The following is a 15,783-nucleotide window of genomic DNA, read 5'->3' on the forward strand; positions in this document are numbered from 1 at the left end:
CGCATGAGACCGGGCCGCCTCATCGGCAAGATCATCCTGGCCTTCGCCGGCTTCATGGCGGTGTTTCCGCTCGCCTGGACGGCGGTCAATTCGCTGAAGAGCAATGTCGACATCATCACCCGCGTGCCGCGCCTGGTGTTTACCCCGACCTTCGACAATATCAGCTACATCATCGGCCGCGACAGCGTAATGACCGGTCTCTTTAACTCGGTCATTTCCTGCGGCGTCGCCGTGCTGATCGGCGTCATGCTCGGCCTTCCGGCAGCCTATGCGGTGGCGCGCTATCCCAATCGCTTCGCTGGCGACATCCAGTTCTTCGTGTTGTCGCTGCGCTTCCTGCCCCCGGTGGCAGTCGCCATTCCGCTGATGGTGATCTGGCTGCAGATCGGGCTCTACGACACCTTGCCGGCGCTGATCGTCACCTATTCGCTGCTCACCATCTCGGTGATCATGTGGCTCGCCATTCCCGCCTTCCAGGCCGTGCCGAAGGAAATCGAGGAAGCCGCTTTCGTCGACGGCTACGGCGCTTACTCGGTGTTCTGGCGCATTGCGCTGCCGGTAGCGGCGCGCTCGCTGATCGGCGCCGTCGCCTTCAGCTTCGTGCTGGTGTGGAACGAATTCCTGATCGCGCTGATGCTGTCCAGTTCCAACGCCAAGACATTGCCGATCGTCGCTTCCGAACTTTCACAGCAAGGCATGAACGTGCCGTGGGGAATCCTCAACGCCTCGGTCGTGCTGTTGTCGCTACCGCCGCTGCTGTTCCTCGGCGTGCTCAGCGGCTTCCTGAATTCCGTTTTCCGGCAAAAAAAGACTTGATGCGAGGACTTACCTATGCGGGCACTGGTGCTTGAGAAAAAAGGCGAACTGTCGCTGCGCGAGATCGCGCTGCCGCTCGACGTCGGACCGGGCGATGTCAAGATCGCCATCCACACGGTCGGCGTCTGCGGCAGCGACGTGCACTATTACACCCATGGCGCCATCGGCAGCTATGTCGTGCGGGCCCCGATGGTGCTCGGCCACGAAGCCGCGGGAACGATCGTCGAGATCGGCGCCAATGTCGGCACGCTGAAGGTCGGCGACCGCGTCTGCATGGAGCCGGGCGTGCCGAACCTGTCGTCGCGCGCGACCAGGCTCGGCATCTACAATGTCGACCCTGACGTCTCCTTCTGGGCGACGCCGCCTGTGCATGGCGTGCTGGCGCCCTATGCCGTGCACCCGGCCGCCTTCACCTACAGACTGCCGGACAATGTCACCTTCGCCGAAGGCGCGATGGTCGAACCCTTTGCCATCGGCATGCAGGCGGCGAGCCGCGCCCGCATCGTGCCTGGCGACGTCGCCGTCGTCGTCGGCTGCGGCCCGATCGGCATCATGATCGCGCTGGCGGCGCTGGCCGGCGGCTGCTCGAAGGTGCTGATCTCCGATTTTTCCGCACCCAAGCTCAAGATTGCCGCGCAATATCCCGGCATCGTGCCGGTCAATATAGGTGAGCAATCGCTGGTCGACGCAGTCTCCGCCGCGACCGACAATTGGGGCGCGGATATCGTGTTCGAGGCGAGCGGCAGCCCGAAGGCATTCGCCGACCTGTTCGATGTCGCGCGGCCGGGCGGCGCGGTGGTGCTGGTCGGACTGCCGGTCGAACCGGTCAGCCTCAACGTTCCGGCGGCGATCTCCAAGGAAGTGCGCATCGAGACGGTGTTCCGTTACGCCAACATCTTCGACCGCGCGCTGCAGCTGATCGCCTCGGGGAAGGTCGACCTCAAGCCGCTGATCACCGGCACTTATGATTTCTCGGACAGCATCGAGGCCTTCGAGCGGGCGGCGCAAGGCAAGCCGCAAGACGTCAAGCTGCAAATCCTTCTTACCGGCGAGAAGGGCTGACCATGTCCGCGATCGTTTGCTCCCATGTCGACAAGGCTTACGGCGCCACCACCGTCATCCGCGACCTCAATCTCTCGATCGAGGAGCACGAATTCGTCGTATTCCTCGGCCCGTCCGGCTGCGGCAAGTCGACCTTGCTCAGGATGCTGGCCGGACTGGAGGATATCAGCGGCGGGGAAGTGTCGATCGGCGGCAAAGTGGTCAACGATCTCGAGCCCGGCGAGCGCGGCATTGCCATGGTTTTCCAGAACTATGCGCTCTACCCGCATATGACGATCTTCGACAACATCGCCTTTGGGCTCAAGCGACAGAAAGTGCCCCCGGCCGAGATCCGGAAGCGGGTCGAGGCGGTGGCAACGACGCTCGGCCTCGAACCTTACCTCGCCCGCAAGCCGACCGAACTTTCCGGCGGCCAGCAGCAGCGCGTGGCGATTGCGCGCGCCATGATCAAGACGCCGAAAGTGTTCCTGTTCGACGAGCCGCTGTCCAATCTAGATGCCAAACTGCGCAACCACATGCGGGTCGAGATCGCCCGGCTGCATCAGTCGCTGAAGACCACCACCGTCTATGTCACCCACGATCAGTTGGAAGCGATGACGCTGGCCGACCGGATCGTGCTGCTCAGGGATGGCGTTATCGAACAGATCGGCTCGCCTGCGGAGATCTATCGCCAGCCGGGCAATCTGTTCGTCGCCGGCTTCATCGGTACGCCGAACATGAATTTCATCGACGTGGCCGTCGGGCGGAAGGACGAACGCTGGACGCTGACAGACGGCGGCTCGAGCTTCTCCATAGAAGGCTCGGGCTTCGATCTACGCGGCGTCCAGCGCGCCGTGCTTGGAATCCGACCGCCGGACCTGAAGACCGCCGGCGCTCAGAGCATCAATCTTCTGCAAGGCACCGCCGACCTCATCGAGTTCCATGGCAATGACGCGCTGGTGACGTTCGCCTGCGGCGGCAAGGAGGTCGGCGCATTGGTATCGGCCCGCGAATGCCCGGCGTTGCGCGCGCCTGTGCGCTACACATTCGAGGAGGAGAGCGTGCATCTGTTCGACTCGGCGACCGGCGCATCCTTGCGCCGGCGAGAGGAGGCCTAGATTTGGTACGCAATTCCGGACGGAAAACCGTTTCACATTTTTCGTGGAATTGCTCTAGCTGATGGCGTCGAGCTCCTGCCGCTGGCGGTGCATTTCGAGGAAAATCCTGTAGTCGCGGTCGAAGCGGCCTGACGCGGCCGGGTTCGAGGTGCGCGCCCTGCCGCCTTGCTGCATGGCGACGCAAGCGGCATTCAGGTCCGGGAACAGACCGGCCGCGGTGGCGGCGACCATGCCGGTGCCGAGCAGAACGGCTTCGTCGGCCAGCGGCTCGATTACCGCGCAGCCGGTCGCGTCGGCATAAAGCTCCATCAGCAACGGGTTCTTGGTGTGGCCGCCGGTGACATGCAGCGTGTCGATGAGATAGCCGTTCTCGTTCAGCGCCTCCAGCACATGGCGCACGCCGAGCGCGATGCCGACGGCGGTGCGCCAATACAGCTTGCACAGACTGTCGAAGGAGGAATCCAGCGTCAGCCCGCTGACCACGCCGACGGCATGCGGGTCGGCAAGCGGCGAGCGGTTGCCGTGGAAATCCGGCAGCACATGCAACCTCGCCGCCAGCTTGTCGCCTTCGGTGCTGCGCAGTTCAGCGACGCGCCTGGCGATCTTGGCATGCATGGCCGCATCCGGCTCGCCGCCGGCGCCATGCCAGCGGATGATGTGGTCGAGCAAAGCCCCGGTAGCCGACTGGCCGCCTTCCGACAGCCAGAGCTTTGGCAGTGCGGCGCCATAGTATGGACCCCAGACGCCGGCGAAAGGCTGCGGATCGGGCGACATGGCCATGACGCAGGACGAGGTGCCGGCGATCAATGCCAGATGGCGGCCGATATTCTGCTCGTCGCCAGCAAAGCCGCCGAGCACGCCAAGCGCGCCGGCATAGGCATCGATGACGCCGGCGCCGACCCGACAGTTTTCGCTCAAGCCCAACTCCGCCGCCGCTTCAGGGGTGAGCGTGCCGATGTCTGCGCCGACAGCACTTGCCTTCTCCGGCAGGCTGCCGTGTTCGAACAGATCGCCAAGCCCGACCCTGTCGAAGAAGTCACGGCGCCAGCCGGTTTCCTCATGCGCCAGATAGGTCCATTTGGCGGTCAGCGTGCATTGCGAGCGCGCCAGCGACCCGGTCGCCTTCCAGGTCAGGAAATCGGTGAGGTCGAATAGGTAGCCGGCTTCATGCCAAGTTCCCGGCAGATTGCCCTTCAGCCACATCAGCTTCGGCGTCGCCATTTCCGGCGACATGACGCCACCGATATAGTCGAGTACGGCGTGGCCGCTATCGGTGCATTCATCTGCCTCGGCGATGGCGCGATGGTCGAGCCAGACGATGGTGTCCCAGCGCCGTTCGCCCGTCACCGAGACGCTGAGCTGGCCGGCATTCCTGTCCAGCACCACCAGCGAGCAGGTGGCGTCGAACGACATGCCGACAATATCGTCGGCTGACACACCGGCCTTTTCGCGCGCGGCACGCACCGCGATGCAGACCGCCGACCAGATATCCTGCGAATTGTGCTCGGCGTGATCGGCCTTCGGCTGGTTCATGACGATCGGATGCTCGGCGCGGCCGAGCAAGGTGCCTGACGTATCGAGAATGCCCGCGCGGGCGCTCCCGGTGCCGACATCGACCGCGCAAACGAAGCTTTTCGTCAAGATGCTTTTACTCTCGCTCCCTAGAGCCGGATGATTTCAGGTCTGTTCGACCCGAAATCTGAATCCGTCTCTAAATCAAAGAAGTAGAGCATGATGTCGTTCCGAAAACCGATTCACACTTTTCGGCATCATGCTCTAGCCTGCAATCAGATCGGGCAATTGCAGCATGTCCGCGAATATAAAGTCCGGTTCACTCGACGCAAGCCGCGCTTTCAAGGCCGGGTTGCCGGCGTGCGAACCGCCGGTGAAAGCAAAGACGCGCATGCCGGCCGCACGCGCCGCCGCGATGCCGGCAGGGCTGTCCTCGATTACGATGCAATTACCGGGATGCGCGCCCATGGCGGCGGCGGCATGGAGAAAAAGATCCGGCGCCGGCTTGCCGCGCGCGACCATGGCGGCGCTGAACAGATGCGGCTCGAGCAGGCCGAGCAGACCGGTGACGTCGAGCGCGTAGCGTATCCGGTCGAGCGTGCCGGAGGACGCGACGCAGCAGGGCACGCCCAGCCTCGGCAGGATGTCGCTGATGCCGGGAATCGGCTTCAGCTCCTCGCGGAATTTGCGCATCAGTTCGACGCGCATGTCGGTCAGATGCACGTCGGTGATGTCGATGGTGAAATCGCGAAGAAGTATCTCGCGCACGCTCTTCATGCTCTTGCCTAAGAAATGCTCGTAGGCGGTATCTTCGCTGACCGAGCCCCCGGCGGCAGAGATCATGCCGAGCAGAGCCGAAACCGACAGCGCCTCGCTGTCGACCAGCACGCCGTCACAGTCGAAGATGACCAGTTCGGGCGTCATTGCGGCTGGCGTCAGAGCTTGCCGGAGATGTAGCGCGTCAGCGTCGCGCGCGTGCCATTCGCCCACAAGACGTTGAGCGCATGGGCAAAGGCCTCGGCGAACGCCGCCGAGCGGCCGACATCGCCATAGATGTCCTCCATCGCAAGCCAGGCGTCGGGCGCATCCTTCGCCGCCTTGGCGGTTGCCTGCAGCCGGTCCCAGCTGGGATCGTTGGCTTCGATGTCGGCGCCGCTGTCGGTGGTGCCGAAGCAATAGCGGCACCACAGCGCCGATTCCAGCGCGAGACCCGCAACGCTCTTCCCGGCTTTCAGCCGGTCGGCGATGGTCGGGATGATGAATTTCGGCTGCCGGTTGGAACCGTCGAGGCAAAGCCGGCGGATGGTGTCGCCGATCTTGGGGTTGGAAAAGCGGTGCTCGATGAGCTGGTAATAATCCTCCAGCACGGTGTCCGGCACCGGCGGCACGGTCGGGATGATCTCGTCATGCTCGAGCTTGGCGAGGAAGCCGCGCACCAGCGGCTCCTGCATCGCCTCATGGACGAAATGGATGTCCATCAACCCTGCGGGATAAGCGATCGTGGCATGACCGCCATTGAGGATGCGGATCTTCATCAGCTCATAGGGCGCGACATCCCTCACGAATTGCACACCGACCTTTTCCAGCGGCGGGCGGCCGTCGGTGAAACGGTCTTCCAGCACCCATTGCTTGAACGGCTCGCAGAACACCGGCCAGTTGTCCTCGAGGCCGAACTCCGAGGCGAGAATACCGCGCTCGCGGTCGGAGGTGGCGGGCGTGATGCGGTCGACCATGCCGTTGGGAAAGGCGACATTGTCGCTGACCCAGTTCGCCAGATCCTCGTCGATCAGCCGGGCCAGCCCAATGACGCCATCCGAGGTGACATGGCCATTATGAGGGATGTTGTCGCAGGACATGACGGTGAACGGCACGATGCCGTCGGCCCGGCGGCGCATCAGGCCCGCAAGGATGAGGCCGAACACCGTCTTCGGCGTCGTGCCTGCCTGTGCGTCGGCGACGATGTCGGGGTGGGTCGGGTTGAACTTGCCGGAGGCCGGATCGATGAAATAACCGCCTTCCGTGATGGTCAGCGAGACGATCTTGATCGCCGGATCGGCGAGCTGGTCGATGATGGCATCGGCATCGCCGGGCGTCAGGAAGTCGATCATAACGCCGGTGACGCGGGCGCTCATATGGTCGGAATCCTGCTCGACCACGGTGGTCAGCCAGTCCTGCTCCTGCAGCTTGGAACGGCCGATTTTTTCGCCCTCGAAGACCCCGGCGCCGACCAGCGCCCAGTCATGGCCGATGCCTGCATTGAAGAGATCGTCGAGGTAGACCGCCTGATGCGAGCGATGGAAATTGCCGACGCCGAAATGGACGATACCGGGTTTGAGCCTGGAGCGATCATATCTGGGACCGGCGACCTTGGCGGGGAGTTCCGAGAGGATCGAGGAGGAGAGTTTCACGGTCATTTTTCTACCCTTTTGGCCGGGCTGCGGCCTTCGTGATCCCGGCCCATCAACTCATCCATTGGCCGCCATCGACATTGTAGGTCTGGGCGACGATGTATTCGGCGTCGTCGCTGGCCAGGAAGACCGCCATGCCGGTCAGGTCCTCCGGCTTGCCCATGCGGCCATAGGGCACGCCCTCGCCGACCAGCCGCTTCTTCTCGCCCTTCGGCCGGTTCTCATATTTGGCAAACAGCGCATCGACCTCATCCCACATATCGCTGTCGACGACGCCGGGCGCGATGCCATTGACGTTAATGCGGTGCTTGATCAGGTCGAGCCCGGCGGACTGGGTCAGCGAAATCACCGCGGCCTTGGTGGCGCAATAGACGGCGACCAGCGGCTCGCCGCGCCGTCCTGCCTGGCTGGCGATGTTGATGATCTTGCCGCCCTTGCCCCTTGCGATCATCGAACGCGCCGCTGCCTGCAGCATGAACAAAGTGCCGGCGACGTTGACGGAGAACAATTTGTCATAGCTCGCTTCGGTGATCTCGACGATCGGCGCCAGGTCGAACAAGGCAGCATTGTTGATCAGTATGTCGAGGCCGCCGGTCTTTGTTTCGACCGCCTTGACCGCCGCCTGGATCGAAGCAAGGTCGCTGACGTCGAGCCTGACCGGATAGGCGTTGGCGCCAATCTCGGCGGCCGTCTTTTCGGCAGCCGCCAGATTGATGTCGGCAATGGCCACCGTGGCACCCTCGCGCGTATAGGCTTCGGCAAAAGCCCTGCCGATGCCGCGCGCGGATCCGGTGATCAGCGCCGATTTGCCTTTCAGTCTCACTGCGTCAGCGCCTTTCCGTCGGGGCCGAAGCGATGCATGCGGACCTTGTCCGGCGTCAAATAGATGGTGTCGCCATGGCGTACGGCCAGTTCGCCATCGGCGCGTACCGTCAGCGGACCGACGCCGTCGGCCTGGACATGCAGGAAGGTGTCGGAGCCCAGATGCTCGGCGACGCCGACAAGGGCTTTCCAGTCACCCGCCGTGGTCGATATCCCCATATGCTCGGGACGGATGCCGATGGTCTTGGCGTTGTATTTGGCCGCCGGCGCACCTTCGATCAGGTTCATTTTCGGCGAACCGATGAAGCCCGCCACGAACAGGTTCTTCGGCGACTTGTAGAGTTCCATCGGCGAGCCGACCTGTTCGATGTTGCCGGCGTTGAGCACGACGATCTTGTCGGCCATGGTCATGGCTTCGATCTGGTCGTGGGTGACGTAGACCATCGTCGTCTTGAGCTGATGGTGCAGCTCGCTGATTTCGAGCCGCATGGTGCCGCGCAGTGCGGCATCGAGGTTGGACAGCGGCTCGTCGAACAGGAATGCCGAGGGCTGGCGCACGATGGCGCGGCCGATGGCGACGCGTTGCCGCTGGCCGCCGGAGAGCTGGCCGGGCCGGCGTTCGAGATAGTTGGTGAGGTTGAGGACCCGGGCCGCGTCCTTCACCTTCTTGTCGATCGTCGCCACATCCTCGCCCGCCATCTTCAGCGGGAAGCCGATGTTCTTGGCCACCGTCATATGCGGATAGAGCGCATAGGACTGGAATACCATGGCCAGCTTGCGCTTGGCCGGCGCCTCGCCGGTGACGTCACGGCCATCGATGTTGATGGTGCCCCCGCTGGTGTCCTCGAGCCCGGCAATGAGGCGCAGCAACGTGGACTTGCCGCAACCCGACGGCCCGACGAAGACGACGAACTCGCCATTCTCGATGACCAGGTCGAGGCCTGGAATGATGACCGTCGATCCGAAATGCTTGGAGACGTTCTTGAGCGTGATGTTTCCCATGGTTTCCTCCCCGAGGGGTTATTTGGCCGGATTGCTTCAGGCAACGTCCGTTATTTTACCGCGCCGAATGTCAGGCCGCGCACCAGCTGCTTCTGGCTGAACCAGCCCATGATCAGGATGGGGGCGATGGCCAGCGTCGAGGCCGCCGAAAGCTTGGCCCAGAACAGGCCTTGCGGGCTCGAGAACGAACTGATGAAGGCCGTCAGCGGCGCTGCCTCGGTGGTGGTCAGGCGGATGGTCCAGAACGCTTCGTTCCACGCCAGGATGATGTTGAGCAGCATGGTCGATGCGATGCCCGGCACGGCCATGGGGGTCAGCACATAGACGATCTCGCCCCACAAGGTGGCGCCGTCCATGCGTGCCGCTTCCAGGATCTCGCCGGGGATTTCGCGGAAGTAGGTGTAGAGCATCCAGATCACGATGGGCAGGTTGATCAGCATCAGCATGATCATCAGGCCGATGCGGCTGTCGAGCAGTCCGGCATCGCGGAAGATGAGGTAGATCGGGAACAGCACGGCAACCGCCGGCATCATCTTGGTCGAGAGCATCCACATCAGGATGTCCTTGGTCCACTTGCCCGGCGAGAAGGCCATCGACCAGGCGGCCGGAACCGCGACTATCAGGGCCAGGATGGTCGAGCCGACCGAGAGCAGCACCGAGTTGAAGAAGAACTTGAAGTAGCCGCTCTGCGCCTGGACCTCGGTATAGCTCTCGAACGTCCCCGACGGGATCAGCGCGAAGCCCTGGATGGCCTCCTGCTCCGACTTGAACGAGGTGATGATCGTGTAGAGGATCGGGAAGAAGATCAGCAGCGCGACGATCCAGGCGGCGCCTGTCGCAATGACCTTGTGTTGGGTGGTGACTGCACGTGCCATCGTATCCTCCCTTACTTGTCCAGGTTCTTGCCGACCGCGCGCATGGCGAAGAAGGCGACGATGTTGGCGAGAATGACGGCGATGACACCGCCGGCCGATGCCTGGCCGATTTTGAACTCCAGCAATGCCTTCTGGTAGACGAGGAAGGGCAGGTTGGTGGAGGCATAGCCGGGTCCGCCATTGGTGGTGACCAGGATTTCGGCATAGACCGACAGCAGGAAGATGGTCTGGATCAGGATGACGACGGTGATGGCGCGCGACATGTGCGGCAGCGTCAGATAGATGAAGCGGCTGACCAAGCCGGCGCCGTCCATCTCGGCGGCTTCCTTCTGCTCGCCGTCGAGCGACTGCAATGCGGTCAGCAGGATCAGCGTTGCGAAGGGCAGCCATTGCCAGGCGACGATGATGATGATGGCAAGCATCGGATGCTGCCCGAACCAGTCGATCGGTTGAGCCCCGAAGAAGCGCGCAATGTCGGCAAAGACGCCGTATTGCGGGTGCATGATCATGTTCTTCCAGACAAGTGCAGCCACCGGCGGCATGACGAAGAACGGAGAGATGACGAGGATGCGGACGATCCCCTGTCCCCACATCGGCTGATCGATCAACAGCGCCAGCATGATGCCGCCGATGACGGTGATCAGCAGCACGCTGCCCACCAGGACCAGCGTGTTGAGGATCGACTGCAGGAATGCCGGGTTGGAATAGAACAGCGAGTAATTCGAGAACCAGACAAACCCGTCGCGGATCGGATTGAGCGGATTGTACTGCTGGAAGGAGAACCAGATCGTGAGTGCCAGCGGCACGATCATCCAGACGAACAGCAGCACCACGGATGGCGCCAACATAAAGCGGGCAAGCGAACGGGTCTGCTGAGTAGCCATGACGGTCACCCTTCAAGGTCAGCCAAATTTTCAGGTGTGTGAAAGGGGCCGCCCGAACTGGGATTCGGGCGGCCGTTGCCGGCCAAGGAGGCGGCCGGCATTCGGCACCGGGAGGAGCCTTACTTGATATAACCGCCTTCGGTCATGGTCGCGGTGGCGGCGTCCTGCGCCTGCTTGAGCGCGTCGTCTACGCTGGTCTGGCCGGCGAGCGCCGCCGAGAACAGCTGGCCAACGGTTGTGCCGAGGCCCTGGAACTCAGGAATGGCGACGAACTGCACACCGACATAGGGCACCGGCTTGACGGTCGGATGCGTCGGGTCGGCGGCATTGATCGAGTCCAGCGTCATCTTGGCGAACGGAGCCGCCTTCTGATACTCGGCATTGGCATAGAGCGAGGAGCGCGTGCCCGGAGGAACGTTGGCCCAGCCTTCCTTCGAAGCAACCAGTTCTGCGTAGTGCTTGCTGGTCGCCCAGGAGACGAACTTCTGTGCGGCGTCTCCCTTCTGCGTGCCGGCCGGGATGGCCAGCGACCAGGCCCACAGCCAGTTGCCGCGCTTGCCCAGACCATTGTCGGGGGCCAGTGCGTAGCCGACCTTGTCCGCGACGGTCGAGTTCTTCGGGTCGGAGACGAAGGAGGCGGCGACGGTGGCGTCGATCCACATGCCGCACTTGCCCTGCTGGAACAGCGCCAGGTTTTCGTTGAAGCCGTTGGACGAGGCGCCCTCGGGACCGTCGGCCTTCATCAGGTCGACATAGAACTGCAGTGTGTTCTTCCATTCCGGCTGGTCGAATTGCGGCTTCCAGTTCTCGTCGAACCAGCGGGCGCCGAAGGAGTTCGACATGGCGGTGAGGAAGGCCATGTTCTCGCCCCAGCCGGCCTTGCCGCGCAGGCAAACGCCGTTCACGCCATTGGCGCGGTCGGTCATCTTGTCGGCGGCCTGCTTGATGAAGTCCCAGGTCGGGGCGTCGGGCATCTTCAGCCCGGCCTTCTCGATCAAGTCCTTGCGGTACATGACGAAGGAGCTTTCGCCGTAGAAGGGCGCGGCATAGAGCTTGCCGTCGACCGACAGGCCGCCGGCGATGGCCGGGATGATGTCCTTTGCGTCATAGTCGTCGCCGAGCTTGTCGAGCGGCAACAGCCAGTTCTGCTTGGCCCAGATCGGAACCTCGTAGGTGCCGATGGTCATAACGTCATACTGGCCACCCTTGGTGGCAATGTCGGTGGTGACGCGCTCGCGCAGCACGTTCTCTTCGAGCGTGACCCAGTTGAGCGTGACGTCGGGGTTAGCCTTGGTGAAGTCGTCGGTCAGCTTCTGCATGCGGACCATGTCGCCATTGTTGACGGTGGCGATGGTGATGGATTCGGCATGCGCGGCGAAAGCGAAGGCGCTGGCCGACAACAGGCCCAAAGTGAGCGTGCGCAGTTTCATCAAATTCCTCCCATGAACCAAGATGAGCATTTGCCTTGGTAATGGGCAATTACTCACTTGGCGTTAATTATGTCAAGCCGGATTCGATGCTGCAGCGCAGCACACGGGGCAGGTGCGCGACGTTGCGCGCGTAGAGGATATTGAATGGACTTGGGAAGCTGTTTGCACGGGATGTGAGAGCGGGTTGATGCCGACCCATCGCAACCCAATCGTGGCGCCAAGGGAGCGATAGGGCCCAGCCCGTCAGCCGTGGGACGGGTAGCTTCCGACGGAATATTCGAAAACCCTGCCGTCGCGTGTTTGCTTGGCTCTGGTCAGCACTTCCGTCACCTGGATCCAGCTGGGCTCGTCCTTGCGCAGCCTAACCTCCCGGCCGATTGCCTTCACGGCAGCTTGAAACGGCGTAAATGCTTCGATCACCTGCGTCGTGCGCACGGTGTTGTTTTCGATTTCTTCGACGCGATAGACTTTCATCAGCCGACTGATCGACCCTGTTTCAATCTGCAGACGATTGATCCTGCTCAATTGGGTCGTCACAAGCACAAGCCTATGCCGGGCGAGTGATATCGACAGCGTTTTTGTCAAGCTTGGTTAACCGGGTGGCCCGATCGCAGCTGTTTGTCCGCGAAAGCGAGCATTCGTCGCGGATCCATGGCTCGCTTTGCATCTCGGAAATCAATCCGCGAATCGCTCGCCTTCAGGCGCAGGCGATCTCGGCCAGGATCCAGTCCCGGAAGGCTTTTATCTTCGGCACGTTGCGACGCGCCGTCGGGTAGACCAGCCAATAGGCGTGGCCGTCGTCGCCGACCAGGTCGAAGGGCTGGATCAGGCGGCCGGCGGCGAGCTCGGTCTTGAACAATGCGGTGGTCAGGATCGCCACACCATGGCCGGCGATGGCCGCGTTCGCCTCATAGGCCTGCGCGCCCATGCTGGTGCCGGTGCGCCTGGCAAGTTCGTCGGCGGGGACGCCGGCAAGGGCGAACCATTCCCGCCACCAGATGTCGCCGGGATCGAGAATGGGCAGCTTGAACAGGTCGGCGGGTTCGTGGACGCCACCTATGGTGGCAGCGAGTGCCGGGCTCAGCACCGGGGTGAAATCGGCCTTGAACAAAAGATGGGTCTCCACTCCAGGCCACTTGCCGCTGCCGGAGCGGATAGCGATGTCCATGTCCTCGCGGGCAAAATCGATCACCCTGTTCGAGGTATCGACGCGCACCGCCAGCGACGGATGCGCGACCTGGAAGGAGCCGAGGTGCTGCGCCAGCCAGTTCGAGGCAAAGGTCAGCAGCGTCGAGACGCACAGCACACCATCGGCGCCCCCACGCGCGGCGGAATAGGCGCTTGAGAGCAGGCTGAACGCCTCGCTGACGGCGGGCGCCAGGCGCTGGCCGGGTTCGGTCAGCACGATCTGGCGCGGCTGGCGCAGGAACAGCGGCGAACCGATGCGCTCTTCCAGAAGCTTGATCTGATAGCTGGCGGCGGCCTGCGTCATGCCGAGTTCCTGCGCGGCCTTGGTGAAGGAGAGATGCCGCGCGACGGCTTCGAACACCCTGATGGCCTGCAGCGGCGGCAACTGGGCGAGCTGTGGTGCCTTGAGATCGGGCATAAGCCCTCCTTATGGGTCGTGATCGACGTTTGATTGGCGGCAAGAGGCAATCAGGCCGATATCTGGTGTCAACGATCAATCAAGTTCAAGCATAGCGGAGGCTGAAGATCATGACCACGGTACAGCAAAAGCTCGATTCGACCCCGGCGCAGAGCTGGTTTTCCCTGCTGGTGCATGAATTTTCCCTGCTTGTGCACCGCCGGCGCGGCTACGTCGACGTCCGGGAGCTGTCGCCGCATTTGCAGCGCGACATGGGTTTTCTCGACGGCAACGACCCGTCCGGGCGCTGCAAATAAACGTGTTGGATTTTATCGATGGGCCGCTTAATCTATCAGGAACCGTCGAGCAAAGCCGTGGCGGTCCGCTCGTCGGTGATGAGGCCATTGACCAGCCGGCGGTTCACAGCGGCCAGGATGCCCGGCAACTTACGCTCGCCCATGGCGAGCGCAATGACCAGCGACTTTTCGCGTGACGGCAAGGCTGCCGACGATACCCGGTCGTTGGTGATGCCCTCGATCATGCGGCCTTCCCGATCGAACACCCAGCCGACGATCTCGGCGACGCCGCCAGCCTTTTGCAACGCCTTCAACTCGCTTTCCGAGATAAAACCGTCCTCGTAGAGCGGCGCCTTCGGGCCGAGATCGCCGATGCCGACAAAGGTCACGTCGGCTTCCGCGGCCAGCGCCAGCGTCGGTTGGATCATCGGCTGGGCAAGCAGCATCTCGCGCTCTTCCGGCGACGAGGCGATGACCGGCAGCGGCATCGGGAACGAGCGCGCCTTGACCCGGTCGGCCATGGTGAAGATGACGTTGTAGAAGGCGGCCGAACCGTCGGGCGAGATGTTGCCGGTCAAGGACACAACCTTGTGCTGCGAGCATTCCATCGGCGGCAATTGCTCGATCGCCGCCTTCAGCGTGCGGCCGGTGCCGATGGCCAAGACGATGGGCGTCGGTGACCGCAGCCGCCGCTCGATCTCGGCCGCAGCCGCCTCGGCAATGCCGATCGTGGTCGAGGATGAGGTTGGATCGCTCGGCACCACTTCGACGAGGTCGAGCGCGAAGCGTGACTTCAGTCTAGCTGCGAGATCAAGGCAATTGGCGATCGGGTGATCGACGCGAACCTTGATCAGCCCCTCCGACACCGCCAGCGACACCAGCCGCTGCGCCGTCTGCCGGGAAATGCCGAGCGTGGCGGCGATCTGGTCCTGGGTGTTGCCGGCAACATAATAAAGCCAGCCGGCGCGCGCTGCCTCGTCCAGCCTGCTGCTGCCGCCGTCTTGCCGCGAATTCAAAATGTGCCTCCAGCCCTGCCCCTTTGCCCGCCCTTGGGCGAAGCGTCAATAGTCTTGCAGGGAATGTGTCGGCGCGCAATTGTCTATCGGCAGGGCAATTGCTTGCTGCTTCGATCCGGCCGCCGCGCGGCAACCAACCAAGCGAAAATCGCCAGCGGACGGGCTCGGCGGTTTATCTCCTGATACAAACGCTTTAAGGGGATCGGCAAAAGGAGCCTCGCATGACGCCGAAAGCGGTTTTCTGGGATATGGACGGCACGCTGGTCGACAGCGAGCCGCTGCATGAGGCGGCCTTGGTGGCGGCGCTGCGCAGCGTCGGTATCACGCCGCCGGCCGACCTGCATGAGCGGGTGCTGGGCGTCGCCGCCGCACCGGTCTACGAGATGCTGCGCAGCGAGTTCGGCCTCGACCTGCCCTTCGACGACTGGATCGTGCGCAAATACGATCACTACATCCCGATGGCCGAGACGCTGAAGCCGCGCCCCGGCGCGATCGAACTGTTCAACGAGTTGCGCGCGCTCGGCGTGCAGCAGGCGGTGGTGTCCAATTCCGACCGGGTGATCGTCGATGCAAATCTGAGTGCCGTCGGCCTGATCTATCCCGGCATGCGCACGATCAGCCGAAACGACGTGCGCGAAGGCAAGCCGCATCCCGAGCCGTTCCTGCGCGCCGCATGGCTGGCCGGCGTCGATCCTTCAGACGCGGTGGCCGTCGACGACAGCGTTACCGGCGCCACATCAGGCCTGGCTGCGGGGATGCGGACGATCTTCTGGCCGGAAGCGCCGATGGCAGGACCGAAGGGCGCTGTCGTGATCAACAGTGCGGAAGAGTTGCGGGCTCGGTTGGGACTCTGAGTGAGCCTATGAACGTCGGCGCTGCCCCTCATCCCCCTGCCGGGACCTTCTCCCCGTGAACGGCATAGGCGCTAAGATAGGTATTGCCCTGCGGAATCGGGTGTGATTCTACACTGCGATGACA

At 63.0% G+C, this 15,783-nt stretch carries 16 protein-coding genes; 5 read left to right on the plus strand and 11 right to left on the minus strand.

Annotated elements, in window-relative coordinates; genetic code table 11:
* Window positions 1–3 precede the first annotated feature (3 nt).
* From X756_RS152535 to ugpC, 3 genes are read left to right on the plus strand one after another with little or no spacing between them, the layout of a single operon-like run.
* On the plus strand, window positions 4–816 hold the full coding sequence (locus X756_RS152535) for a carbohydrate ABC transporter permease (RefSeq protein ID WP_023729772.1): 813 nt from the start codon (window positions 4–6) through the stop codon (window positions 814–816).
* Window positions 817–831: 15 nt separating this feature from the next.
* Complete coding sequence (locus tag X756_RS152530) at window positions 832–1,878, plus strand: NAD(P)-dependent alcohol dehydrogenase (RefSeq protein ID WP_023729773.1); 1,047 nt, start codon at window positions 832–834, stop codon at window positions 1,876–1,878.
* 2 nt (window positions 1,879–1,880) lie between these two features.
* A complete protein-coding gene (gene ugpC, locus X756_RS152525; RefSeq protein WP_023729774.1) occupies window positions 1,881–2,975 on the plus strand; it encodes a sn-glycerol-3-phosphate ABC transporter ATP-binding protein UgpC in 1,095 nt (364 codons plus the stop codon).
* A 54-nt stretch (window positions 2,976–3,029) separates the two neighbouring features.
* On the opposite strand, the gene X756_RS152520 is transcribed toward ugpC, so the two are convergent.
* The 10 genes from X756_RS152520 to X756_RS152475 form a co-directional block, all read right to left on the minus strand.
* On the minus strand, window positions 3,030–4,616 hold the full coding sequence (locus X756_RS152520) for an FGGY-family carbohydrate kinase (protein ID WP_023729775.1): 1,587 nt from the start codon (window positions 4,614–4,616) through the stop codon (window positions 3,030–3,032).
* 135 nt (window positions 4,617–4,751) lie between these two features.
* Complete coding sequence (locus tag X756_RS152515) at window positions 4,752–5,411, minus strand: HAD family hydrolase (RefSeq protein WP_023729776.1); 660 nt, start codon at window positions 5,409–5,411, stop codon at window positions 4,752–4,754.
* A gap of 11 nt (window positions 5,412–5,422) precedes the next feature.
* Complete coding sequence (locus X756_RS152510; RefSeq protein ID WP_023729777.1) at window positions 5,423–6,901, minus strand: mannitol dehydrogenase family protein; 1,479 nt, start codon at window positions 6,899–6,901, stop codon at window positions 5,423–5,425.
* Between the two features lie 46 nt (window positions 6,902–6,947).
* Entirely contained in the window at window positions 6,948–7,718 is a 771-nt protein-coding gene (locus X756_RS152505; RefSeq protein WP_023729778.1) for an L-iditol 2-dehydrogenase, read from the minus strand.
* Window positions 7,715–8,719: an ABC transporter ATP-binding protein gene (locus X756_RS152500; RefSeq protein WP_023689168.1), complete on the minus strand. Its 1,005-nt coding sequence runs from the start codon at window positions 8,717–8,719 to the stop codon at window positions 7,715–7,717. The genes X756_RS152505 and X756_RS152500 overlap by 4 nt, the downstream gene beginning before the upstream one ends.
* Window positions 8,720–8,769: 50 nt before the next feature.
* Window positions 8,770–9,594, minus strand: a complete 825-nt coding sequence (locus X756_RS152495) for a carbohydrate ABC transporter permease (RefSeq protein ID WP_023671250.1) — start codon at window positions 9,592–9,594, stop codon at window positions 8,770–8,772.
* Between the two features lie 11 nt (window positions 9,595–9,605).
* On the minus strand, window positions 9,606–10,478 hold the full coding sequence (locus X756_RS152490) for a sugar ABC transporter permease (protein ID WP_023729779.1): 873 nt from the start codon (window positions 10,476–10,478) through the stop codon (window positions 9,606–9,608).
* Window positions 10,479–10,597: 119 nt separating this feature from the next.
* On the minus strand, window positions 10,598–11,908 hold the full coding sequence (locus tag X756_RS152485; protein WP_023671248.1) for a sugar ABC transporter substrate-binding protein: 1,311 nt from the start codon (window positions 11,906–11,908) through the stop codon (window positions 10,598–10,600).
* 243 nt (window positions 11,909–12,151) lie between these two features.
* Window positions 12,152–12,433 (minus strand): hypothetical protein, encoded by a 282-nt coding sequence (locus X756_RS152480; protein WP_023683593.1) that lies wholly within the window; start codon window positions 12,431–12,433, stop codon window positions 12,152–12,154.
* 172 nt (window positions 12,434–12,605) lie between these two features.
* Window positions 12,606–13,514, minus strand: coding sequence for a LysR substrate-binding domain-containing protein (locus X756_RS152475; RefSeq protein ID WP_023671245.1), 909 nt, complete (start codon window positions 13,512–13,514; stop codon window positions 12,606–12,608).
* A gap of 110 nt (window positions 13,515–13,624) precedes the next feature.
* Here X756_RS152475 and X756_RS152470 point away from each other — a divergent pair, with 110 nt between their 5' ends.
* The gene (locus X756_RS152470) at window positions 13,625–13,810 is read left to right on the plus strand and encodes a hypothetical protein (RefSeq protein WP_023729780.1); all 186 of its coding nucleotides are present in this window, start codon (window positions 13,625–13,627) and stop codon (window positions 13,808–13,810) included.
* Window positions 13,811–13,845: 35 nt separating this feature from the next.
* Here X756_RS152470 and X756_RS152465 read toward each other — a convergent pair whose 3' ends face one another.
* Window positions 13,846–14,805: a sugar-binding transcriptional regulator gene (locus tag X756_RS152465; RefSeq protein WP_023671243.1), complete on the minus strand. Its 960-nt coding sequence runs from the start codon at window positions 14,803–14,805 to the stop codon at window positions 13,846–13,848.
* 221 nt (window positions 14,806–15,026) lie between these two features.
* On the opposite strand from X756_RS152465, the gene X756_RS152460 reads away from it, so the two are divergent.
* Window positions 15,027–15,659, plus strand: coding sequence for an HAD family phosphatase (locus tag X756_RS152460; RefSeq protein ID WP_023729781.1), 633 nt, complete (start codon window positions 15,027–15,029; stop codon window positions 15,657–15,659).
* The last annotated feature ends 124 nt before the right edge of the window (window positions 15,660–15,783 follow it).

The organism is Mesorhizobium sp. LNJC405B00, from assembly GCF_000502615.1.
Classification (GTDB): domain Bacteria; phylum Pseudomonadota; class Alphaproteobacteria; order Rhizobiales; family Rhizobiaceae; genus Mesorhizobium.